23 protein-coding genes are annotated in these 21,852 nt (G+C 59.8%); 9 read left to right on the plus strand and 14 right to left on the minus strand.

Annotation, left to right across the window (positions count from 1 at the left end; genetic code table 11):
• The first annotated feature begins 263 nt into the window (after positions 1–263).
• The 4 genes from C2L71_RS01450 to C2L71_RS01465 all read left to right on the plus strand — a co-directional run bounded on the left by C2L71_RS01450 (position 264) and on the right by C2L71_RS01465 (position 4,816).
• Positions 264–2,723 carry a molybdopterin-dependent oxidoreductase gene (locus C2L71_RS01450; RefSeq protein WP_170042404.1) on the plus strand — a complete coding sequence of 820 codons (2,460 nt, stop codon included), beginning with the start codon at positions 264–266 and terminating at the stop codon, positions 2,721–2,723.
• A 2-nt stretch (positions 2,724–2,725) separates the two neighbouring features.
• Positions 2,726–3,346 carry a 4Fe-4S dicluster domain-containing protein gene (locus tag C2L71_RS01455; RefSeq protein ID WP_103264005.1) on the plus strand — a complete coding sequence of 207 codons (621 nt, stop codon included), beginning with the start codon at positions 2,726–2,728 and terminating at the stop codon, positions 3,344–3,346.
• Between the two features lie 97 nt (positions 3,347–3,443).
• The gene (locus tag C2L71_RS01460) at positions 3,444–4,175 is read left to right on the plus strand and encodes a ferric reductase-like transmembrane domain-containing protein (protein WP_103264006.1); all 732 of its coding nucleotides are present in this window, start codon (positions 3,444–3,446) and stop codon (positions 4,173–4,175) included.
• Positions 4,172–4,816 carry a TorD/DmsD family molecular chaperone gene (locus tag C2L71_RS01465; protein ID WP_103264007.1) on the plus strand — a complete coding sequence of 215 codons (645 nt, stop codon included), beginning with the start codon at positions 4,172–4,174 and terminating at the stop codon, positions 4,814–4,816. Before C2L71_RS01460 ends, C2L71_RS01465 begins: the two co-directional genes overlap by 4 nt.
• A 557-nt stretch (positions 4,817–5,373) precedes the next feature.
• On the opposite strand, the gene C2L71_RS01470 is transcribed toward C2L71_RS01465, so the two are convergent.
• The 12 genes from C2L71_RS01470 to C2L71_RS01525 form a co-directional block, all read right to left on the minus strand.
• Positions 5,374–5,610, minus strand: a complete 237-nt coding sequence (locus tag C2L71_RS01470) for a hypothetical protein (protein WP_103264008.1) — start codon at positions 5,608–5,610, stop codon at positions 5,374–5,376.
• Between the two features lie 192 nt (positions 5,611–5,802).
• Positions 5,803–6,600: a GH25 family lysozyme gene (locus C2L71_RS01475; RefSeq protein WP_239926208.1), complete on the minus strand. Its 798-nt coding sequence runs from the start codon at positions 6,598–6,600 to the stop codon at positions 5,803–5,805.
• Positions 6,601–6,806: 206 nt separating this feature from the next.
• Complete coding sequence (locus C2L71_RS01480) at positions 6,807–7,955, minus strand: ATP-grasp domain-containing protein (RefSeq protein WP_103264009.1); 1,149 nt, start codon at positions 7,953–7,955, stop codon at positions 6,807–6,809.
• Positions 7,956–7,966: 11 nt separating this feature from the next.
• Positions 7,967–8,320: an EamA family transporter gene (locus C2L71_RS01485; protein ID WP_103264010.1), complete on the minus strand. Its 354-nt coding sequence runs from the start codon at positions 8,318–8,320 to the stop codon at positions 7,967–7,969.
• A complete protein-coding gene (locus C2L71_RS01490) occupies positions 8,317–8,775 on the minus strand; it encodes a DMT family transporter (protein WP_187143222.1) in 459 nt (152 codons plus the stop codon). The genes C2L71_RS01485 and C2L71_RS01490 overlap by 4 nt, the downstream gene beginning before the upstream one ends.
• Before the next feature lie 7 nt (positions 8,776–8,782).
• Positions 8,783–9,754, minus strand: a complete 972-nt coding sequence (locus C2L71_RS01495) for a glycosyltransferase family 2 protein (protein ID WP_103264011.1) — start codon at positions 9,752–9,754, stop codon at positions 8,783–8,785.
• Between the two features lie 4 nt (positions 9,755–9,758).
• Positions 9,759–10,904: a dTDP-4-amino-4,6-dideoxygalactose transaminase gene (rffA, locus tag C2L71_RS01500; RefSeq protein ID WP_103264012.1), complete on the minus strand. Its 1,146-nt coding sequence runs from the start codon at positions 10,902–10,904 to the stop codon at positions 9,759–9,761.
• Complete coding sequence (locus tag C2L71_RS01505; RefSeq protein WP_103264013.1) at positions 10,901–13,726, minus strand: YfhO family protein; 2,826 nt, start codon at positions 13,724–13,726, stop codon at positions 10,901–10,903. Before C2L71_RS01505 ends, rffA begins: the two co-directional genes overlap by 4 nt.
• 231 nt (positions 13,727–13,957) lie before the next feature.
• Positions 13,958–14,770 (minus strand): transglycosylase domain-containing protein, encoded by an 813-nt coding sequence (locus C2L71_RS01510; RefSeq protein WP_239926210.1) that lies wholly within the window; start codon positions 14,768–14,770, stop codon positions 13,958–13,960.
• A gap of 253 nt (positions 14,771–15,023) precedes the next feature.
• On the minus strand, positions 15,024–15,725 hold the full coding sequence (locus C2L71_RS01515) for an ABC-2 transporter permease (RefSeq protein ID WP_103264014.1): 702 nt from the start codon (positions 15,723–15,725) through the stop codon (positions 15,024–15,026).
• Complete coding sequence (locus C2L71_RS01520; protein ID WP_103264015.1) at positions 15,722–16,609, minus strand: ABC transporter ATP-binding protein; 888 nt, start codon at positions 16,607–16,609, stop codon at positions 15,722–15,724. Before C2L71_RS01520 ends, C2L71_RS01515 begins: the two co-directional genes overlap by 4 nt.
• A 65-nt stretch (positions 16,610–16,674) precedes the next feature.
• Positions 16,675–17,046, minus strand: coding sequence for a GntR family transcriptional regulator (locus tag C2L71_RS01525; RefSeq protein ID WP_103264016.1), 372 nt, complete (start codon positions 17,044–17,046; stop codon positions 16,675–16,677).
• Positions 17,047–17,434: 388 nt separating this feature from the next.
• Here C2L71_RS01525 and C2L71_RS01530 point away from each other — a divergent pair, with 388 nt between their 5' ends.
• Positions 17,435–17,797, plus strand: a complete 363-nt coding sequence (locus tag C2L71_RS01530) for an arsenate reductase family protein (protein WP_103264017.1) — start codon at positions 17,435–17,437, stop codon at positions 17,795–17,797.
• 18 nt (positions 17,798–17,815) lie between these two features.
• Here C2L71_RS01530 and dtd read toward each other — a convergent pair whose 3' ends face one another.
• On the minus strand, positions 17,816–18,262 hold the full coding sequence (gene dtd / locus C2L71_RS01535; protein WP_103264018.1) for a D-aminoacyl-tRNA deacylase: 447 nt from the start codon (positions 18,260–18,262) through the stop codon (positions 17,816–17,818).
• Between the two features lie 107 nt (positions 18,263–18,369).
• On the opposite strand from dtd, the gene bilS reads away from it, so the two are divergent.
• The 4 genes from bilS to C2L71_RS01555 all read left to right on the plus strand — a co-directional run bounded on the left by bilS (position 18,370) and on the right by C2L71_RS01555 (position 20,729).
• A complete protein-coding gene (gene bilS / locus C2L71_RS01540) occupies positions 18,370–18,885 on the plus strand; it encodes a flavodoxin family protein BilS (RefSeq protein WP_103264019.1) in 516 nt (171 codons plus the stop codon).
• Positions 18,886–18,895: 10 nt separating this feature from the next.
• Positions 18,896–19,156: a TfoX/Sxy family protein gene (locus tag C2L71_RS01545; RefSeq protein ID WP_103264020.1), complete on the plus strand. Its 261-nt coding sequence runs from the start codon at positions 18,896–18,898 to the stop codon at positions 19,154–19,156.
• Between the two features lie 153 nt (positions 19,157–19,309).
• Complete coding sequence (locus tag C2L71_RS01550) at positions 19,310–19,864, plus strand: TetR/AcrR family transcriptional regulator (RefSeq protein WP_103264021.1); 555 nt, start codon at positions 19,310–19,312, stop codon at positions 19,862–19,864.
• An 82-nt stretch (positions 19,865–19,946) separates the two neighbouring features.
• Positions 19,947–20,729: a 4Fe-4S binding protein gene (locus C2L71_RS01555; RefSeq protein ID WP_103264022.1), complete on the plus strand. Its 783-nt coding sequence runs from the start codon at positions 19,947–19,949 to the stop codon at positions 20,727–20,729.
• Between the two features lie 116 nt (positions 20,730–20,845).
• On the opposite strand, the gene C2L71_RS01560 is transcribed toward C2L71_RS01555, so the two are convergent.
• A complete protein-coding gene (locus C2L71_RS01560) occupies positions 20,846–21,805 on the minus strand; it encodes a hypothetical protein (protein WP_129588459.1) in 960 nt (319 codons plus the stop codon).
• Positions 21,806–21,852 lie beyond the last annotated feature (47 nt).

Genomic DNA, 21,852 nt, shown 5'->3' on the forward strand with positions numbered 1-21,852 from the left:
GTCGCTGAGGCCGGTGCGTCCATGCTGAGGGCGCGCGGGTGCTACGCGTTTCGGCGGTCCGTCGTCGCGCGCATTTCTATCTCAAAATAGAATAATCGGACCCATCGGTGGAGCTTGACTTTTCATATGAAAACATGTTTTCATATGAAAAGCGGATTGGCCAATCCTTCAAGACGAGAACGGGGAAGGCTTCTGCCATCATGGGGGATATGCCTTCTTCTCAGGTGCGCATTGCGCACATGAAGAAAAAGGAGGGGGAAGCAATGTCTGCAGTCGCAGCATCGACCGCGAATCTGACGCGGCGCAATTTCCTCAAGGCGAGCATCGCCGTAGCGGGCGGGACATGGCTTGGAACCGCTATCGGCTGCTCTTCGGGCGATTCTCTTTCGGGAGAAGGCTCATCTTCGCAAGCGGAGGAACAGGTGTTCAACGGCGTGTGCAAGCCGAACTGTTTCCACGGGTGCCAGCTCAAGGTTCATGTTCGAGAAGGCAAAGTCGTAAAAACGTCGGCCGCGCCGTATCCGAACCCGGAATTCAACCGTATTTGCCTGCGCGGTCTTTCACATGTGACCAACATCTACGACCCCGATCGCGTGCAGTATCCGCTCAAACGCGTCGGGGAACGCGGTGCGAACGAATGGGAGCGCATCAGCTGGGAAGACGCGATAGCCGAGATTGCCGAGAAGTTCACGAGCTATCGCGAAGAGTTTGGCGACCAAGCCGTCATGAAATGCGCGGTGAGTGGGAATTATGGTTCGATCAACGGCGGTTTCACGAGCAAGTTCTTCAGCTCCATCAATGCTTCCACCATGGCGCCGAGCCTTGACTTGAGCAATGCCATCGGTTTGAACCGCGTCGTGGGATGGGCGGGAACGTGGATGGGCAACGATCCGCGCGACCTGAAGAACGCGAAAAACATCTTTATCTGGGGTAACAATATCACCGATGCGCAAATCCATGAATGGCATTTCGTGGCTGATGCTATCGAGGCGGGCTCGAACGTCATCGTCGTCGATCCGATCTTTACACATATGGCTGCGAAAGCGCAAAAGTTCGTTCCCATCAGGCCGGGGGCGGATGCGGCGCTCATCCTTTCGATGATGCAAGTGGTCATAGAGGAAGATCTCATAGATCGCGAGTTCATGCAGAAATACACCGTTGCCCCGTTCCTCGTCCGCGACGATACGGGCATGTTCTTGCGTATGAGCGATGTGGGCGTTCAACCTGCGGAGGGGCCCGTCAATCTACTCACCGGAGAGCCGACCAAGATCGATCCGGCCGTCGTATGGGATGGCGTGGCCGGTGCGTCCGCATCGTCCGCCGAATGCGCCGCCCCTGAGATAGAAGGCGAATTCACCGTCGAGGGCGTTGCGTGCCATACTGCGTACAGCCTGTTGAAGGCAGAAGCTTCTCAATATCCGCCAGACGTGGCAGAGGGCATCACCGAAGTTCCAGCTGCCACCATTGTCGAACTCGCGCACCTTGCAGCCGATGGACCGGTCACGCATCGCGTCGGTTGGGGACCGCAGGCATACGACAACGGCGTCCATCCTCATCATGCAGGGGCTGCCCTTGCGGCCATTACGGGACAGATGTGCGAGCCCGGCAAAATCTATGGATGCGCGGATATCAACGGTTTCACCGGGTTCGATGCAACGCTGAGCGCTCCGGCGACTCCGGTAACGTCGCCGACAATATCCAACCTGATCATGCCCGAGGTTATGGAGACGGGCACGTACATGGGCGAAGACATCGTCATCAAGGCGCTTTGGGTTTACCAGGGCAATCCGCTGTGCACGTTCGTCGACAGCAATGCGAAAAAGAAGATGTTTGACAAGTTCGAATTCATCGTTACCGTCGACTCCATGCTTACCGATACGGCTCGCTATTCGGATATGGTGCTGCCTTGCGCCCAGTTCTTCGAGTACGAGGATATCGTGGGCAGCGGCAACAACAACCACGTCGTCCATTGCGACAAGGCTATCGATCCTCCGTTCGAAGCAAAGCCGGATACGGAGATCATGCGCATGCTTGCAGAGAAGATGGGCATGGCCGACCTGTTCCCCGAGAGCGATTCCGAATGGCTGCAGAAATACGTGGACACGGAGGCTGCAGCGGCGTTGGGCATCAGCTACGACGCGTTGAAGGAGAAGAAGGCTATCCGGTGGGCGCCCGATCCGCTTGTGCGGTGGACGGACAAGAAGTTCCTGACGCCGTCCGGCCGAATGGAGTTCTACGTCGAAGCGCCGACTCCGATGGATTACTACGGCCAGCAGATCGACGTCAATCGCGAGCACCTGCCGCGGTTCTTCCCGCCGACCGAGGCATGGCCCGAGAATCCTCTCCACGAGAAGTATCCCTTCGTCCTGCTGTCCGAGCGCCCGCGATTCCGTGTGCACGGGCAGTGGTTCAACAACAGAATCCTTCGCGAACTCGACCCTGAGCCCACGGTGAAGATCAACCCCGCCGATGCCGCCGCCAAGGGCATCAAGACGGGCGACCATGTCGAATGCTACAACGATCGAGGCCACGCGGTGGCCATGGCGGTGCTCAATGAGGCCGTACGGCCCGGCACCCTCGTATATCCGAAGAGCTGGCAGGTCCATCAGCACCTTGCAGGCGGTTGGTCCGAGCTTTCGTCCTCGTCGCACGACCCGGTGGCGGTGAACCAAAGCTACATGGACGAGCTCTGCGACATTCGCGCATGGGAAGGAGCTGAATAACCATGACCCATTACGGAATGGCGATCGATAAGAAGCGTTGCATCGCCTGCAACACCTGCTGCGTCGGCTGCAAGGTTGAGAACAACCTTCCCGAGAACATGTGGTGGAACCGCGTGGTCAACGAAGGCGGAGAGAATCCGGATTCGCCGTCGGGTACCTATCCCGAACTCAAGATGAGCGCCTATACCCTGTCCTGCCAGCACTGCATCAATCCAGCCTGCGTGAGCGTGTGCCCTTCCGAGGCGACCTATCGGGATGCGGAAACCGGCATCGTCATGCAGGATTTGGATAAGTGCATCGGCTGCAACCTGTGCATTGAAGCCTGCCCCTACGGGGTGCGCACCTTGCAGGAAGACGAGCCGGTCTATTACACCGATTTCGCTCTCGGCGGAGAGGGCGCGCCTGGGCATATCGCCGGCACGGTGGAGAAGTGCACCTTCTGCCATCACCGCGTGGTGAACGGCGAGCAGCCCTTCTGCGTGGAAGTGTGCCCGGCCCGCGCACGCACGTTCGGCGATTTGGATGATCCGGACTCCGACCTTTCGAAGCTGATTGCCTCCCGCGAGTGCGAACAGCTTCAGCTGGACGCGGGCACCGGGCCGAGCGTGTACCTGCTCGTGTAACAGCGTGACCGCGCATGCATCTGCCATGCGTTTGTCCCCGGGCCGACCTGCGATACCCTCCCGTGCAGGTCGGCCCCCTGATAAGAGGTGATCCGCGATGAGCCAGATCGTTTCGGCGACCCTTGTTGTCGTCTTCGCCGTGGTGTTCAGGGGTGCGGTGAAACAGCGCCCCGTCCTGTTCTATGTCCTTGCGGCGCTCGTGGCCGCCGTCGGCATGTACTTCACGTTCAACCCCAGTCCGGGCGGCATGGTGCGTGCACTTGCCTATGCTATTCAGAAGGGGCATCCGGGGTTCTCGATGCTGGCTCTCGTCATGTTCGTCGGTGTCTTTGATCGCAAATCGGTTGTGCGCCGGGCGCTGGGACCCGTGAGGGGAGAGCTGTCCATTATCGGCGCCATCCTCATGCTGGCCCACGCCGTTCCCTATCTGGCGAATTACCTCGCCATGGCGGGCGCGGTATTCTCCCTCAAGCCGAGCGTGCAGATGTCGCTTGCTTTGGCTGTTGTGCTGCTCTTCCTGCTTGGCGTGCTTGCCGTGACATCGATTAAGGCGCTGTCCGTTCGCATGGACGCCCGAACGTGGAAGCGCATCCAGCGGCTCGTTTACCCCTTCTTCCTGCTCGTTTTCGTACACCTGCTTGGGTATATGCTGGTTCCCCTGAGGGCGGGGGCCACCGATCTGCTTGTCGGATTCGGGTTTTACGTAGTGATCTTTGCAGCATATCTGGTACTGAGAACGAGACGCTTCATACTTGACCGACGGGTCGGACTGCCGGAGTACGGCGCGGCATCGGCCATGATCAGCACTTCCAAGGAGGCTACGCAATGATGCAAGAGCATTGGATTGATAAAGCGGAGCTGTTCGAGACGCTTTCGCTTGCTTATCTCTACTATCAGAGAGAAACGGTTGAAGTGCTTACAACCGGCGCGTATGCCGACGTGCTGTGCGAGGCGATGGCTGCGGTCGGACTTGACGAGGGCCTTGTGTCCGATGTGCGCGCGACGCTGGCCGCCTATCAAGGGGCCGATGTCGAAGAGCTGTTTCATGCGCTGCGCGTGGAATACACGCGGTTGTTCGTGGGCGCGCCGCATGCAATCGTGTCCCCCTATGCGGGCATATGGTATGCGGAAGAGGTGGGTGTCACGCCGGTGCTGTTCGTGAATAAGGAGTCCATGGCAGTCGAGCGCTTCATGAAGGCCTGCGGCGTGGACCGTCCTGAGCAGACGAACGAGCCGCTTGATCATATTGGATCAGAGCTCGAGTTTCTCGAATACCTGTGTCTGGACTGCGCAGGCGTTGTCAACAAGGATGCCGATATTGTGCCCGCCGGTTCGTATGAGACGTTCTACCAGGAACGGTTTATCGTGTTTGCCAAGCGTTTTGCGGCGGCGGTTGCGCAGAGCAGCAGCGAACCGCTGCTGCGTGCTGCGAGTTCGGTACTCCTTGCGCTTCCTGACGAAGCGCTGTAAAAAGTGCAGCTTCGGGATCAATAGCTCCCAACCTGCGAACTCCCCTGAGGCGGAAAGGCCCGGCGCGACCGTCGCTTTGCTCCCGGGATCGCGCCGGGCCTTTCCGCCTCAGGGGGCTCGGGGTTGCGGAAGCCGTGCAGGAAGTCCTTGGGGCGTGCGGGGCTGGGGGACTCGCTTCGCTTGATCGGTTGTTGCGTGTGCTGCCGCCGAAATTGGGCGAAGATGGCAGAAAAGACGCAATCCTGTAACCTGTTTCACGTGCGATTTGGAGTGCTTCACGCGCGAACAGTTGTTTTTGCTTTGCAGGCGAAGAATATACCGGCAACACGCTTTACCATCGTCGTTTCGCATGTTTCGCATTACAGAATCGCGTTCTTCCTACCATTTCTGTCCATACGCCCGGCTGTCCCGCTGTCCATACGCCCGGCCCCCGTCTCTTCGCGCGCCGTCTGCTGCCGTGCAGAAAAAACGGCCAGAACCGGCGCCCGTCTATGCTCAGTCACCTTTGATATTCCGCAGGTCAGTTCGTGTTGTCTTCTTGGGCGAGCGAGGCGTGCTCATTGGATGCCATGCGGCGACAGCCGAAAGCATTTCTGGCTCACGCCGCACACGATGACGTCGTATTCGTCGTCCCAGCTGACGTTGGCAGCGGATGCTCCGCTGCGTGCGCTGTCGCCGCCTGCTGCCTGCGGTGCGCATCCGGCCAACCCTCTGACTGCAAGCGCACCGAGACCGGCGGCCGCTGTTCCGAGGAAGTTCCTGCGCGACAGTCCCTGCGTCTTTGCGTTTTCCATGATTGCCCCTTTCCTCACGATTCGCAGCGCTTCTTTTGCTTGCGTTATCAGGGAGTATAGAAAGGCGCAGGGGCGGATACAACGGCGTGGAGCCACGATGCGGAACCGGTGTTCCACGATGTGGCACGCCGTGCGTTGCGATGCCTCGGTGCGAACGGGTGCTCGGGGCACGGGGCTGCTTGGAGGGCGAATTCAGCCAGCCAGGAACCGAATGTTGAGATCGACGGCTGTGAGAATACCCGCCACCGAGCCGCCGTTCGTGTATTGCCACAGGTCAAAGTCGAATTGTCCCGTGGGGACGGCGACGTCGTATTCGGCGAACCAGACCGGACGATTGCCGAACGCGTTGCTGCCGAAGCGTGCAATGTCCTGCTTGTTCCCGTAGATCATGGTTGCATAGCCCGCCTGCTCGATGCGCTCGCAGAATGCGCGAGCGCACGCCGTCAGCTCATCGCCCATTATGCGGTTTGCTCGTCCCGCTGCGTCCGGCACCGGCTCGTGATCGAAAACGACGGGCAGGCGGAGCGAGCGTCCGTCAAGCAGCGCAAGCGCAAACTCGGCTTCCTCGCGCGCTTCGTCTTCCGTTGTGGCCTGCGAGAAGAAGTATGCGCCCGTTTCGAGGCCGGCGGCTGCGGCACCGTCCAAATTGGCGGCGGCCTGTTCATCGGCGTACAGGGCGCCTTCGGTGTAGCCACGGTTGCCAAGACGGACGATGGCAAAATCGATGCCGTCGCGTGCGACGGCCTGCCAATCGATGTCACCCTGATGATCCGACACGTCCACGCCAAGATCGGAGCACAACGCACCCCCTTCGTAATAGGCAAGCCGGTCGCCGTTGGCTGTCAAGCCGTTCCAGTCGTAGGGACTTACATAGGGCCCGTCGTTCGGCTGGTCGGATGGGGTATGCATACAGGTGGACAGGAAAACGATAAGGGCGAGCAGCATGAGGCCCGCAAGGGCAAAGGGCGCAAAAGCCGGCAGGCGCCACACTCGTCGCGTAGCCTCGGTGTGATGTCGTGGGACGGGGGCGGGACGTCCCGAGGCTCTGCGCAACGGGCGGGTTGGGCAGCGGGTATTCGTGCGGTAACGGGACTTCATAAAACCCATGCTATCAAAAACGCAGCCTCGTGCTCGGACCGTGCCGCCCCTCCATCAAATACAAAGAGCCGCATGTCGCTCGATCGCGTTGAGCTTTACTACTGCACACCCAGTCGGAGGGCTTCCAGATCCTCGGTTCCATCCGTTCCCAACACCAGGCATCCGAATCGCGTGGAAGAGTCGGTGCACGCATGGTCAAAGGGACCGATCTCGGTTGCAAGCGCTACCCATTCGGGATGTTCGCGCTGCACAGCGCGCACGATGTCGGCATCCTGCTCGTCGATGACGAACTTGATGATGGCATGCAGGTGCGGTTTCGTGACCGGCTTCAGGTTGGGTTCGATGCCGAGTGCGGCATCCACGACGGCGCCGACATAATCGATGCCGGTGGACAGCGGTACGGCATGGCTTCCCATATAATCACCGGCCATGCGTGTTCCCACTTCCACCATCTTCACGGTGCCATCAGGCATGACCATGACCTCGGGGCACGACGCCCCCTGCGTCATGCCCATGGCATCGAGCGCGGCCGAGCACACCCGCTTGATTTCGTCTAAGACCTCTGGGCTCACCCGTCCCGGTTGCAGGTGTCCGCTCTCGATAAAGCGAGGGTGCCCCGTCGTCCACTTCTCGGTCAGCGCCATGAAATGATGTTCGCCCCGCCAGCTGAAGTGCTCGACGCAGAACTCCCGGCCCTCCATGTACTCTTCGACAAGGGCCGTGCCGTTGAACCCTGCTTCAAACGCTTCGTCGAGCGCCCAATCCAGCTCGGCTATGCTATCGATACGGTTGATGCCGCGGCTGCCGCTGCGGTCGGTTGCCTTCACCATAAGGGGAAATTCCATCGCGGAGAGATCGGGCGTCTCACCGCGATGCACGACCACATGCCGAGGGCTCGGCACGCCGCACGCATCGAAGCGTTCGCGCATGAGGTATTTATTGGTGGAGACGCGGGTGCATTCCATCGAATTGCCGGGGAGGCCGAGCGCGCAGGCAACGTAGTTGACGGCGATGCTGCCTAAATCGGAGCCGATGGTGCAGATGCCGTCGACGCCGATGCTTCGGCATGCGTCCAGAATGGCCTCATGCTCCACGATGCTGATGGGGTGGAATACGTCGGCCGTGCGCTCGCCTACATCGCCTGCTTCCCAAGCGAATACATGAGTTTCCAATCCCTTCTCCTGGGCTTTTAAAATAAGCGGATTCTGGAAGTCCGAGGCGCCGATGATCGCAAGCTTGCCCGTCATTGTTTCGTCTCCTATCCGAAAAACGCATAAATGAAAATGCCGCCGAGGATAAGTGCGAGTGCAACCAGCTTACGGCGATCGAGCTTTTCTTTGAATATCCACACGCCGAAGGCGGTCACGTATACATAGCTGGTGGCCTCAAGCACCGGTCCCAACGAGAGCGGGATGCCCCGGTAGGCAATGACCGTGACAAGCGTGCAGCCGACGAAGAGGATGTAGGCTGCAATGACGAGCGGATTGAGATACTCTTGTATGCGGCTCTCCCGTGGGCGCTCGGCGGACTTCTTCAGCATCACCTGGCTGACCGATGCCACGAAGACGCTGACGAGCATGATGCCAGCATAGAAAAGCTCGGTCTGGCTCATGCGGCATCACCGGACTTCTCGCGTGATCCATCGCCCTCGCCATGCTCTTCAGCATGCGGGAGCGAAGGAGCATCGGTTATACCCGGCTGGTCGTTTTCGTCGTTGGATGCATCGGCACGCGCAAACAGTACGATGCCGACCATGATGACGGCGGCGCCGACAAGCTTGCCCGGCGTTACCGCTTCTCCGAACAACACCGCTCCCCAAAAAATGCCCCAGACGATGGTGATGGCGCGGTTGGCGAAGGCGCTGGAAAGGGACATGCGTTTGATGATCTGCTGCCATCCCAGCGCATAGATGCCCAGAAACATGAGCATCAGGCCGTAGAACAGAAAGAACGTAAAATCGGGGAATCCAGCGCCGGCTGCATACTTGCTGCACACATCGCTCAATGCGTAAATGCCGAGCAACACGTGGAGGCCCAGCAGCATCTTTATGCGTCCCGGTTGCGCCATCTCGCGACTATTCCTCGCCTTCGCGATGGGTTGCGGGGCGGCGATCGTGAACATCGCGCACCACATACTGCGGGATCTTGTTCAGGCTCAGGTAGATACGGCCGACGTACTCTCCGAGCACGCCCAACAGCAACATGATGAGGCCTCCTATGACCAAAAGTCCCGCCATGAGCGAGGTCCAGCCCTCGTTGGTGGAGGGATCGAGCAGTCTCTGTACGATCAGCACCACCGTCAGTACAAAGCCAACGACGGCGAACAGGAGGCCTGCGATGGTGGCGATGCGCAGAGGCACGACGGAGAACGCCGTGAATCCATTTGCCCACAGACTCACGAGTTTGTGCAGGCTGTATCCCGATGCTCCCACCTCGCGCGCACGGTGGACGATCGGGACGTTGCAGTATGACTGTACCGCCTGGAACAGCAGCCCCTCAATGTAGGGATACGGGTTCTCGTAGCGCAGCGCGCTATCCACGACGAAGCGCTTGCAGGCGAAATAGCTCGTCTGCTCCAGATCGCGCGGGATGCCCATGAGGACATGATTGCACCAGTAGTTGAATTTGCTGCCCATGTTGCGGAAGATGTTGTGCTGCTTGTGGCCGCTGTAGCTGGCGTACACGATGTCGTATCCCTCGGCCACCTTGTCCACAAGCTTGAACATCTCGTCAGCGGGCGTCTGGCCGTCATCGTCGAGGCATACCACGATGTCGCCATGCACCTGGGCGAATCCTGCCATGATGGCGGCGTGCTGGCCGAAGTTTCGCGCCAGATTGATGGCCACGATGCGCGCTGATTGCTCTGCCAGGGTAGCGATGGCGCGTGCTGTGGCGCCGTCATCGGGCGAGCCGTCGTTCACGAGTATGATTTCGAGATCATAGTCGGTGCGCAGCGCAGCCGCCCGCTCGATTTCTTCGATAACCGCACTGATGGTTGCCGAAGAGCAGTAACAGGGTATAACGCAGGAAACCAAGGAGTCAGCCATGGCGTCAGTCGCACCGTCCTCGGTCGGCGTAAAAGCTTCTGATGGCGGCGATCACACGCGCACGATCTGCTTCTTCCAGACCGTAGTATAGCGGCAGGCGCACGAGCCGCTCGCTTTCGCGTGTGGTGAACCGATCAATGCCGGAGAAGCGGCCGAACTTCAAGCCGGCGGGCGCAGAATGCAAAGGGACGTAGTGAAACACCGCCTGCACGCCACATGCTCGCAGGTGCGCTATCAGCTCCGTTCGCTCGGCCAGGTTGGCGCACTTGAGAAAGAAGAGATGGGCGTTATGGACGCAGTCGTCTGGCACGACGGGCAGTTCAACCCGCTCTGCCTGGGCGAGCGGGGCAAACGCCTCCCAATAGGCGTTCCAGGTTGCGAGCCGGTTGTCGTTGATGGCATCGGCCTGCTCCAGTTGCGCCCACAGGTAGGCGGCGTTCAGGTCGGCCGGCAGATAGCTGCTTCCGTAATCGACCCACGTATACTTATCGATCTGCCCGCGAAAGAACTTCGAGCGATTCGTGCCCTTCTCGCGCAGAATCTCAGCGGCTTCGTTGAAGCGTTCGTCGCGGATGAGCAGCGCGCCGCCTTCGCCCATGGAATAGTTCTTGGTTTCATGGAAGGAGAAGCAGCCGAAGTGGCCGATGGTTCCCAACGCGCGCCCCTTATACGAGCTCATCACGCCCTGGGCGGCATCTTCGACCACGTAGAGATCGTGGCGAGCCGCTATGTCCATGATGACATCCATGTTGCAGGCGACCCCCGCGTAATGCACGACGAACAAGGCGCGCGTGGAGGGGGTGATGGCGGCTTCAATTTTCGTCTCGTCGATGTTCATCGTGTCGGGGCGGATATCGACAAACACCGGGGTCGCACCGGCCATGATGACGGCATCTGCCGTGGATGAGAACGTGAAGCTGGGCAGGATGACCTCATCGCCCTCGTGCAGGTTGCAGAGGCGTGCCGCCATCTCAAGAGCGGCGGTGCCGCTGGTGGTGAGCAGCACTTTCTGCGCGCCGAATCGATGCTCCATCCACGCGCTGCAGCAATGGGTGAAGGTGCCGTCACCGCATATCTTGTGCTCGTCGACGCATTGTCGCAGATAGTCGAATGCGGTGTCGATACAGGGGGGTATGTTGAAACTGATCATATGGATGCCTTCGCGTCGGGGTGCTGTCTTGTGCGACGGAGCACCTGATAGCCGATGACGACAGCTCCGAGCGCTATCACGCCTGCGCCCGTAGCCAAAGCTCCCGCTTCCAGGCCGGGCGTCATGAACGTCAGCTTCACCTCGTGCTGTCCCGGTTGAAGCTCAAGCGCCATGAACCCGGTGTTCGCTCGTTTGAGCTCGGCTGGCTGGCCGTCGACGGTTGCACTCCACCCCGAAGAAAAGGGGACGCTCAAAAACAGCGCCTCTTCTTTGGCTGCATCTACCGAGCAGGTGATCTCGTTCGTGCCGAACCGCAGGTTCTCAACGGGGGTGGTCTCGAGCTCTGAAACGTGGTCGTCGAGCGATGCCATGGGCTGGCAGACGGCGCCCAACGTGTCGAACCGGTAGATTCCCGCCTGGTTGAATGTCAGGGTGATGGAGCTTTGCGCTTCGTCTGAGTACCCCATATTCACAAGCCACTCATCTTTCCCGCCGTACATATGCCACGTTTCTACGGAGTTGATGATTTGGCGGGTTGCGGTTCCCTTGTCGGATGCGAGTTTGATGAAATAGTCGGTTGGCGCAGTCCACTCGAGGTTTTGCTTGTACAGCTTTGCTTTCTGGTGCCAGGTCATGGCCGCAAATGTTTCTGCGCTGACTGAATCCAAAGGCGAGACGGGTTCGTAGCTGAGGCCGTCGGCATACAGGTAGGTCTCGCTGTCGGCGAGTCCCTCGAACGTGAGCTGCAACGTTGCACCCGGTGATGTCACGCGAATGGCGCCATCCTCCACCGTGACGCCCGAGCCGGGCGTATAGGATGTTTCGAGTTCGCGCGATTCGAGATTGAGCTGTGCTTCGGGAAGCGTCGAGTCTTCGAGCACGACGCCTTGAAGCAGGCTTTCCTGACGCTGCGCGGGGGAGAGTCCGTCATAGACCGAGCGGGGCACCTGCGCGTCATAGACGAAGGCGAGCGGCAGGGCATGCTCCGCTTCGTACACCTCGTAGTTTTTGTCGACGATCTTGCCGGTTGCCACGGGCTCGTCGTTGCCGTAGCTATAAGGCGGCTGCACTCCTGCGGGAACGAGGAAGTATTTTACGCCCGCCAGCGTGTCCAAGATGGCCCGCGCTCCGGTGTCCCGGTAGGAGAAATTGATATTAGTTTCGGAAACTCCCAGTTCAGTATGGTATGCATCGATGTAGCTATTGTAGAAGCTGTTGTAGAAATCGATGCCGGACAAACCGAGAACCGCGCTGTCATTACGCAGCCGCGCCAGCGTCGAAGGATCTGCGTCGTAGCGCCACGTCCCCTGATCATCCAGGTTGGCCACCAGGATGTTGGGCGATTGCGAAGTCAATCTTTGGTACATAGTTCCCAAAGGCGTCGAGGACTTCCCGATGCCGCCCTCTTCGGGAGACACCAAGTAGAATGCGTTGCAGGCCAGGCCGGCTACGAGACACGCGACGATGCCCATCTGGCGCGTTTGCTCGGACAAGCCCTTTTGGATGACGACCATCAAGGTTGCCGTCAGTACGACGCACGCGGCAACGGTCTGCTCCGTCCGGGCTTGCGGCACGAGGATGGTGAATATGCCGAAGACAAGCGATGCAACCACGAGCGCTTTCGCCTCGCGAGAACCGACCGCAAGCAAGTTCGGAAGCATTTTGGCCACGATAAAACAGACGAGCAGCGCAAACGCCCAAACCCAGCGGTTTGTTGCGTAGTTGAAGCCATTGAGCACGCTTCCGCACACCGGCAGAAACAGTACGACAACCAGAGCTACGAAGCACCATTTCAGCAACCGGTGTTGTTTGCGCTGCGTGAACAACAGTACGCAGGCAAGGAACGCCAAACCGCCAAATCCAATGTAGCAGTCGCTTCCCACGCCCGTCGTGCTCATAAAACCCGCGATAGTCGAAAAGTAGAAATCCGGAGAATACAGTGCAGGCACCGTGACGCCGCCCTCGACAAAGCGCTCGTTACCGAAGAGGCCGACGAGCGCAGGTCCGAGTGATATTCCTGCAATGAGGATGCCGACGCATAAGAAAGCCATAAACCGAAGCGCCCACAGCGCAAAGCATCCGATGCCCATGCGCCCCTTCACGACGATCACGCGCGCCGCGCAGTAGGGGACAAGGAACAGGCAGGCCATATACGAAAAATAATACGAGATGATAAACAGCGCAGCCGCGCTGAGGATGAACACGAAGGGCCGCTCGCCTGCCAAGATCTTCTCAACGCCCAGCAACAGCAAGGGGAATAGCACCATCGGCCAAGCGCCCGCCGGCCAGAACGTCACGGCAAGTGCCGTACCGCAGAGCGCGTACAGTAGGGCCGCAAGGAGGGTGGGGAAGCGTCCGGTGCCGAACCTGAAAGCGAAGAGCGAAAACGCAGCTCCTGCGAGGTAGAGCCTGAACACCACGAGGAACTGGAAGAGGTACTCAGAGTATTGCTCGGGACAGAGCCCTGAAAGCAGGTTTAACGGGTCGAAGATGACATCGAGCGTTGCCAGGATGTCGCTTCCGTAGCCTAGCGTGTAGGACCAGAGCGGCACCTGCCAGCCCTGCCCGGAAAGCAGGTTCGAGAATATCTCTCGCAGCCATTGCCCTTCGTAGACGAAATACGGATAGTACTGCTCAAGTCCGTCGACGCTCCAGACGATGGATCGCCCGTTTGAGGGGTACACGAAAAGGACGATGAAGGCGACAACAATAAAGCTGAGCGTATAACACGCCCAGTATACGCGTTTCTTGCGAGCGGGGTCGTCCCCCCCCCTCGTGCGTACCTTGTTGTATGCGTTCAGGAGCTTCTCTTGAAAGGCCATGCGTACAGAATAGTATCAGTCGACACCAAACGGGCGACAAAACGTAAAACTTTCGACATTTAGCAAGATCGAGTCCTCACAGGCTGTTTGCTTAACCCTCACAGGCTTTGTGATGAGCGGTATCGCCTGGGCCACATCACCATCGCGCCGCTTGAGACGGTGCAGATGTGTTCAAAGATACAGCTGGTGTTGCTTGCGGGATAGGGGCAGGCGTTCGAGCGGCTCCATCCCTCATACGCTGCACGTTCCGCCGATGCGACGAGCTTCGGCGACATCCAGATAATCGCAGGCCACGAGCCTGTCGAGAACCTGCTGCTGCCGTTCGCGAGCAAGGTCTGCATCTGCCGTCGGCGCATAGGCCGACGGCGCGTTCGGGATGCCGGCGAGCATCGTGGACTCACAGGCGTCGAGTGCGGCCGCATCTTCTCCGAAGTATCCGACGCTCGCCGCACCCACGCCGTACAGGCCGTCACCGAAGTAGATGGAGTTCACGTACAGCTCGAGGATTTCGCGCTTCGAGAAATGCTGCTCGATGCTCAACGCCATGAACATTTCGGCGATCTTCCGATCGACGGTTTGTTCTTGGGTGAAGTACTGGTTTTTCGCAAGCTGCTGCGTGATGGTGCTGCCGCCTTCGACGATCGATCCGGCCTGGATATCGTGGACGAGCGCGCGGAGGCAGGCTATAGGGTCGATGCCGGGATGCGCGTAGAAGCGATGATCTTCCACGGATACGACGGCTTGTACGTACAGATCGGGCAGTTCGCCGATCGGTGTGAACAGCTCGCTTCCCTCGATGGCGGCGGCCATGTCTTCGAGGCTCGTCTCGGCGAGCGCATCGTGGTACAAAAGGAAGCCGCGCGCTACGAACACGAGCAACACGAGGAGCAGGCCGACGAGCACGAATGCCAAGAGGCGTTTGAGCGCACGCGCCGGATCGAGGTGGCGCTGCCGGACGGGAGCCGCCCGCATGACGCGGGCGGGGCGCGAGCTTCCGATGAACCTTGCCGTGCCTCCTTGATGCGATGTCGTCGCGCGTGCCATAGCATTGCCTTTCTCGAAGCGTTTGCTCTGCTGTCCAGTATGGCAAACGTGTCTTAAGGCAACCTTACCTGCCGCTTGTCCGCAACTTACAATTCTGCAAGAAACACCCGCGCATATGTCCGGGCAAAAGCGAAGGAGAATCCGGTCGGAATTTCAGCAGGCTCGGCCGGAAACAGCGGGCGCGCTGGCGGAAGCACGGGCGGCACAGGGCAAAAGCTGGTGCGGAAAAGGAGCGCGGCGGGCAGACGCACCCTTAGAACTCCCGATGCTCGTAGAGCTTGAGCGAGATCGCGCCCGATACTGCGTAGATGGCACAGGTCGCCACAGCGACGAGCGCCGTCAGCTGGAGCGAGCCTTCAGGCGATTTCACCCAGTTCACGAAATCCAGTACGAATTGCTGCGATGCGAAGCCGGTGAGGTCGGCCACGTATCCCAGGGGTATGAACAGCAGGAAGAGCAGAGGAACGTAGCGCACGGCTTTCGTCATCCCGAAACGTGTTGTCATGGGCAGGATGATGGACAGCATGATCAGCATCATGCCGAGTCCGCCTACGGATACGAGTACGAGCGGCTGCCAGCCGAAGTCGCCCATCATATCCTCGAACGATACGACCTCGGGCAGCACGAGCGAGAGGGCGAACACGATGCCGACAGCCACAAACCCCAGCACCAGGCCGCAGATGGTGAACAGAAGCGCGCTGGCGTAGCGGCCGAGCACGATGTCGGTGCGGGACAAAGGCAGCGTGAGGCGCAGCGACTGCCAATTGTTGCGCTCGTCGAGACTGATGATCGTAAACACGAGCGTGAACGGTATCAGCACCGTGAGCAGCACGAGCGCAGTATACACGTTTCCCATGAAGGTGCCGATGAGTACGGCTACGATCATTCCGGTGACAAGCTGGGAAAGCAGGTATTTCTTGCCGGTGAGCAAGTCGAACATGAGCATGGTTTTCATCGGGTTTCTCCCTTCAGCATGAGCGACATGTAGGTGTCGATTTCGCTGCGCTCGATCGCCACCTGCGGGAAGCGTGCAGCGAACGCTTGACGATCGGGCACGAGCACGGCCGTGCCGTAGGCACTGCGTTCGAAATGCAGAGTGCCTCGTGTGAAAAAGCCGCTGTCGACGATGGCGTCGAACTCGGCCGCGCGGCACTGCGCCACTCCTGCTACGTCGGTGATAGCGTCCTTTTCCACCGAGAACACGATGTTGCCCTCGTCGATGCATACGATGTAGTCGGCGATCTTCTCCAGATCGCTTGTGATGTGGCTGGACATGAGAATGCCGCGCCCATCCTCGTTCATGAACATGCGCAGTGTATCCAGTGCTTCTTCGCGGGCCATGGGGTCGAGGCCGGCAGTGGCCTCGTCGAGGATGAGCAGGTCAGGATCGTGAGCCAGCGCGCACGCCAGCGAAAGCTTCATGCCCATGCCGCGGGATAGATCCTTCACCGCCTTGTCCTCGGGTAGTTGGAATGTTCTGGCGAACGAGCGAAACGAACCGGGATTCCAATTCTCATAGCACTGGGCCATGAGTTTGCCCACGGTCTTCACGGTAAGCTCTTCGGGAAACGAACACGTGTCGAATACCACGCCGATGCGTTGTTTCAGCTCTGCGAGGCGCTTCTGAGGGGCGCCGACGGTCTCCTCGCCGAATAGCGAGACAGTGCCGGCATCGGGCTCGATGAGGCCGAGGACGGCTTTGATAGTGGTGGTCTTGCCGGCGCCGTTGGAGCCGATGAAACCGACGACGCTGCCGGCCGGCACGCTCAGGTTCACGTCTTCGAGATCGAAGCCGTCGTAGTGCTTTTCCAAATTCTGTATGCGCAAAAGATCGCTCATCAGTCGTCACTTTCTTCCGTGGTCGAACGGTCTGGATATCCGGCATGGCGGGTCGGAATGTCCGATCAGTCCTCCATGAGGAGGTCGAGCATGTCGTGAAGCTCGCTCGGCGCGACGCCCGCGCTGCGGGCCTCGTCCAGCGCGCGCGCCATCAGCTCCTCGATGTGCTTCAGACGCTCTTCGCGCAGAAGCTCCATGTTGCCGCCGGCGACGAAGCTTCCCTTGCCCTGCACCGTCTCGATGAACCCTTGGGCCTCGAGGTCGGCGTAAGCACGCTTCGTGGTGATGACGCTGATGCGCAGGTCGTTCGCCAGCGCGCGCATCGAGGGAAGCTGGGCGCCCTCCGCGAGCGTTCCGCTGAGGATGAGGTTCTTCATCTGGGCGGTTATCTGCTCGTAGATGGGCTTATCGCTTGCGTTCGAGATGATGATGTCCAACGGTGCTCCTGTTCGGTCTACCCATCGCTGCTTGCTGGCGCCGCTCGCGTCGAACGTGCCCGCCGTGCGGTCCCTGCAGCGTTGGCGCGGTGTGCGAGCATCGCGGCGTCCCGCGGTGCTCGGGTGGTACGTCGCGGCGTCCCGCTTCGCACCGAGAGGGGCCGAGCACGTTCCTCATCCCCTCTGATTCGGGTGGCCATGCACTTTTACCGTGCATGGTGTATATACCCGATATGCACACTATAATCACGATAAGCATTGTGTCAAGGGAAATCCGGATGTTTTTTTGCGGCGATATCGGTGCTGCGGTTTTACAATTCGCGGCTCTACGAAAGAAACGACCGCTCTGGAGATTTGCTAGTATGAGTTCGTGGGAAAGGAGGCTGTCGTGAACGACGTGCTGTTCTTGGAGTATCCAAAGTGCTCCACGTGCAAGAAGGCGAATATGTGGCTCGATGCGCACGACGTGGCGTACGTGAGTCGCCATATCGTTGAGGACAACCCGACTGCCGAGGAGCTGATGGCGTGGCACCAAAAGAGCGGTCTTCCCGTGCGCCGTTTCTTCAATACGAGCGGCGTGCTCTACCGTGAACGCAACGTAAAGGCACTTCTCGATGCGGGGATGCGCGACGAAGAGGCCTGTGCGTTGCTCGCGGAGAACGGGATGTTGGTCAAGCGCCCGATTGTGGTGGGGGAGGACTTCGTGCTCGTGGGCTTCAAAGAGGTCGAGTGGGAGCGGATGCTTCTCTAGCGCTCGACACTGTCGAACCTACAGTTCGACGGTGTCGAGCCACAGTGTGAACGGGCCGTCGTTTACCAGGGACACATCCATATACGCGCCGAAGCGACCTGTTTCCACGTGGCGCGCATCGCGGCGTGCGCGCTCGACAAACCACTCGTAAAGGAGCTTGGCGTCGTCGGGCGAGCCCGCGTTGGTGAACGAAGGACGGTTTCCCCGCTTGCAGCTGGCGAATAGGGTGAACTGCGAGACGACGAGCACCTCGCCTCCCACGTCTGCAAGCGATAGGTTCGTCTTGCCGCTTTCATCTTCGAAGATGCGCAGTCTTCCGATTTTGCTCCAGAGGCGTTCGGCCTGATCTTCAGTATCCTCATGGCCGATGCCGAGGAGGATGACGATTCCCCGCCCGATGCTGCCGACGGTCTCTCCGTCGATGTCCACCTGCGCGCTCGTTACGCGCTGCACCACCGCCCGCATGGAAGACTCCCTTCTCCGTGTGATCGATCGTGCACCAGTATACCGGGGTTTACAGCGAGCGGGGCGGGGCGTATAACGAAGCAGAAGCAACCCGAGAGGAGCGATGTATGACCTACGCCATCGTGTATGACAGCAGAACCGGCAATACCGAAGCGCTTGCGCGCGCCGTGGCCGCTGCGTTGCCCGATAAAGGGAGGCTTGCGTTCGGGCGCATCGGCGAAGCGGATGTCGAAGCGGTCGCTGCGGCCGAGCGTGTGTATGTCGGCTTCTGGACGAACCGCGGCGACTGCACCGACGACACGGCCGAACTGTTGTCCTCGTTGGACGGCAAGGAGGTTTTCTTGTTCGGCACGTGCGGCTTCGGTGCCGATGCGACGTACTTCGCAGCTGTGGTTGCCCGCGTGGCCATGCACGTGCCCGAATCGGCGCGGATCATCGGTACGTTCATGTGCCAAGGCCGCATGCCGGCGAGCGTTCGCGAACGCTACAAGCAGCAGGCAGAGACCAACCCCGCGCAGGAACCGCGTATGCGCCAGCTCATCGAGAATTTCGATGCAGCGCTCGAACATCCCGACGACCACGATCTCGCCTGCTTGCGGGCCCGTGTCGAGGAGACGGCCTGAGGAGGCTTTCATGGCGAACTTAACCGATCTTCCTAACATCGGCCCTTACGCGGCCGAACAGCTTGTCCGGGTGGGAATCGAAACGTCCGAGGATCTGCTGGCGCTCGGTGCCGAACGGGCCTGGCTGAAGGTGCAGACCATCGATCCTGGCGCATGCCTGCATCTGCTGTATGGCCTCGAAGGAGCGGTGCAAGGTATTCCGAAGAAGGAGCTCGATTCCACCCGCAAGCGCGAACTCAAGGAGTTCATGGACGCGAACAAACTTACATAAGGCGCCGGTCGCGATGGCGCGTGCGCGTGCCTATCGCTTTCGTAGAAGCAGGTTCGCTTCCGCCCATCGAAGGCTCTCTCTGCTTGTCTCGGCAATCTGCTCGTTGTATAGTGCGCTTGTAATATAACGAGTGTTATACAGGGGAGGGCCGGTATGCGGGAGCAGCGGGTTGCCAAGGAGGCGGTGCTCGACGCGGCGCTCGGCATCGTACGCGAGCAGGGCGAAGCAGCGCTGAGCGCGCGGGCGGTGGCGCAGCGGGCGGGATGCTCGGTACAACCCATCTACAGCCTGTTCGGCAACATGGGCGAACTCATGCGCCGGCTTTACGAACACGCCCGCGCATGGGCACAGACGTTTCATCGCGAGCACGCGGGCGATGGGCGCAACCCTTTCGAGTCGCATGGCCTTTCGCATCTGCGACTTGCGCGCGAGGAGCGGTTGCTGTTTCATTTCCTGTACCTGTCGCCGCATATGGGGGCGGCGGGCTTCGAAGACGTATACGAAAGTGTGGCTGTCGACGGTGTGCAACGATGCGTCGAAGAGTTGGGCGGCCTTTCGCCCGAAGAGGCACGGAAATTGTACCTGCACATGATCGTGTATGTGCATGGCATGGCTGCCATGCTGGCCACAGGGGCCGAATTCGACGATGACGAGCTGTGCGAGCGCATGGACGAGGCGTTTCATGGCCTGCTTGCGTCGGTGAGGTGAGGACGATGGCCGAAGAACAAGTGCCGGCTTCGAAAAAGAAGCCCAGGGCGAACCATCTGATGGTCCGGAACGGGTATTCCGCATGAGGCGCGAGGAAGCAACGACGCGGGAGACGGTGCGCGAGCGTCGCGAGAGGGGCAGAAAACGTCAGCGCGTGCGGCGCCTCGCGTTGCTCGTATCGTTTCTGCTGTTCCCGATAACCATTTTCTATTTCTCGCCGGTTCTCATCATCGAAGGGGCGCTCGAAGGCGTCGTGGTGGCGAGCGCACTCGTGTTCACGATCCAATTTCTGCTGGCTTTGGTCGTGCGCCGGGCATGGTGCGGCTGGGCGTGTGCGGCGGGCGCGCTGCAAGAATTTGAGGCCGATGCGGTGAGCAAGCGGGCGAACCTCGGGTGGCGTACGTGCATCAAGTATGTCATCTGGGTCCCATGGGTATGCTCTATCGTCGCGTGCGCCTGGATAGCGGGCGGGTTCACGATGGTCGACCCGTTGGCCGGCATACCGGGCGGCGTGTCGATGAACAGCCCGCTCGGTCTGCCTATCTATTTTGGCATCGTGACGCTCTTTTTCGTGCCCAATTTGTTTCTGGGACGACGAGCCATGTGTCATTGCATCTGCTGGATGGCGCCGTTCATGGTTTTGGGAGAGAAGCTGGGTGCAGCGCTGCATCTGCCTCAGCTGAGAATCGAGACCGAACCGGATCGTTGTGTCGGCTGCGGGAAGTGCGAACTTGCCTGTCCGATGAGCTTGCCGGTGGAGTGTCTGCTGCAAGCGGGGACGATCGGCGACGCCGAATGCATCCAGTGCGCCGCCTGCGCTGATGCATGCCCGAAAGATGCGCTCAAGCTGCGGATGGGGAGGTAGCGTCCGAAAAGACGCGCGCAGCGCCGCGGTTCGCTCGTTCTGCCGCTCCGCCGATTGGCGTCCGTTTTGTGAGAAAGGCGATGGCCGACGAGAGCCGGAGCGCCTTCTCCCTGCGGCTAGAGCAGGCGTTCGATCTGTGCAAGCTTGTAGGCGCGCATCGGCAGCGGGTGGCCGCTCTTCGGGAATGCATGCATGCCTCTGATCGGTTCGAGGCTTTCGTGGACGCTGATTCCCGACAAAGTCAGTCCAAGCGTTCTGGCGCGGGAGGCGATGGTTCCTCCGTATGCCGTTACGATTTCGCGTAGCTCTTTCGGATCGCTCGAATAGAGATGGCAGCGATAGCGGGCCGTCCCGCTGCGGGCGGTTTTGCTGAACGAGATCTCGTCGAGCGAGGCTCCTTCCACTCGTTCGAGTACGGCCCATGCCTGCTCGTAATCCTCGAACGCCTGGCAGAACGCGCGCTTGAGAATTTCCAACAGTCTGGACTCGTCTTTGATCTGGTAATCCGTGCCCTCTCGCCCGATCCAGCTGTTCGAAGGGTCGGGCTGCGACGACGGATCGCCCGAGGTCACCGTCATGGCGGTTTTGAATCGCTCGGAGATGCGAGGATCGTCGATCCTGTTGGCAAGCGCAGCGATGTCCTCGTCACTGGTCGCCTCACGCTGCGCAGGCATCTCCTTCCGGTTGCTTCGTGCATGCGAGTGCAGCTTTTCAACGAGTTCTGGAAAGAGATGGCGTTCTTTGGCATCCTTGGTTGCGAAGCGGATGACCAGACTTTGAAAATGGATGCCTTCCTGGGCGAGCATCAAAACCAGCAACTCCCGGCGCGCGTTCAACTCGGAATTTGCGAGTGAGTCATCGACGTACACGCACAGGTTGTATCGATCCTTGTCGCTGCCAGGGCCTTTTCGGGGTGCTTGGTCTTTTTCGAAGAACATGATGTTCGTATGGGCGAGCAGATATTCGGCCGCCTCGGGATTGTCCGCCCAGGCTTTGCGAACGGATTGGGCGTACTTTTCGTTATTCTGTGCAGTGCGAAGGACGGCCGCCAGCTCGGGGCCGAATTCGGCAAGCACGTTCGATGCGCCGGTACCTACGCTTTGCACTCCGCCCTCCTTCATTC

The organism is Enteroscipio rubneri (genome assembly GCF_002899715.1).
Classification (GTDB): Bacteria; Actinomycetota; Coriobacteriia; order Coriobacteriales; family Eggerthellaceae; genus Enteroscipio; species Enteroscipio rubneri.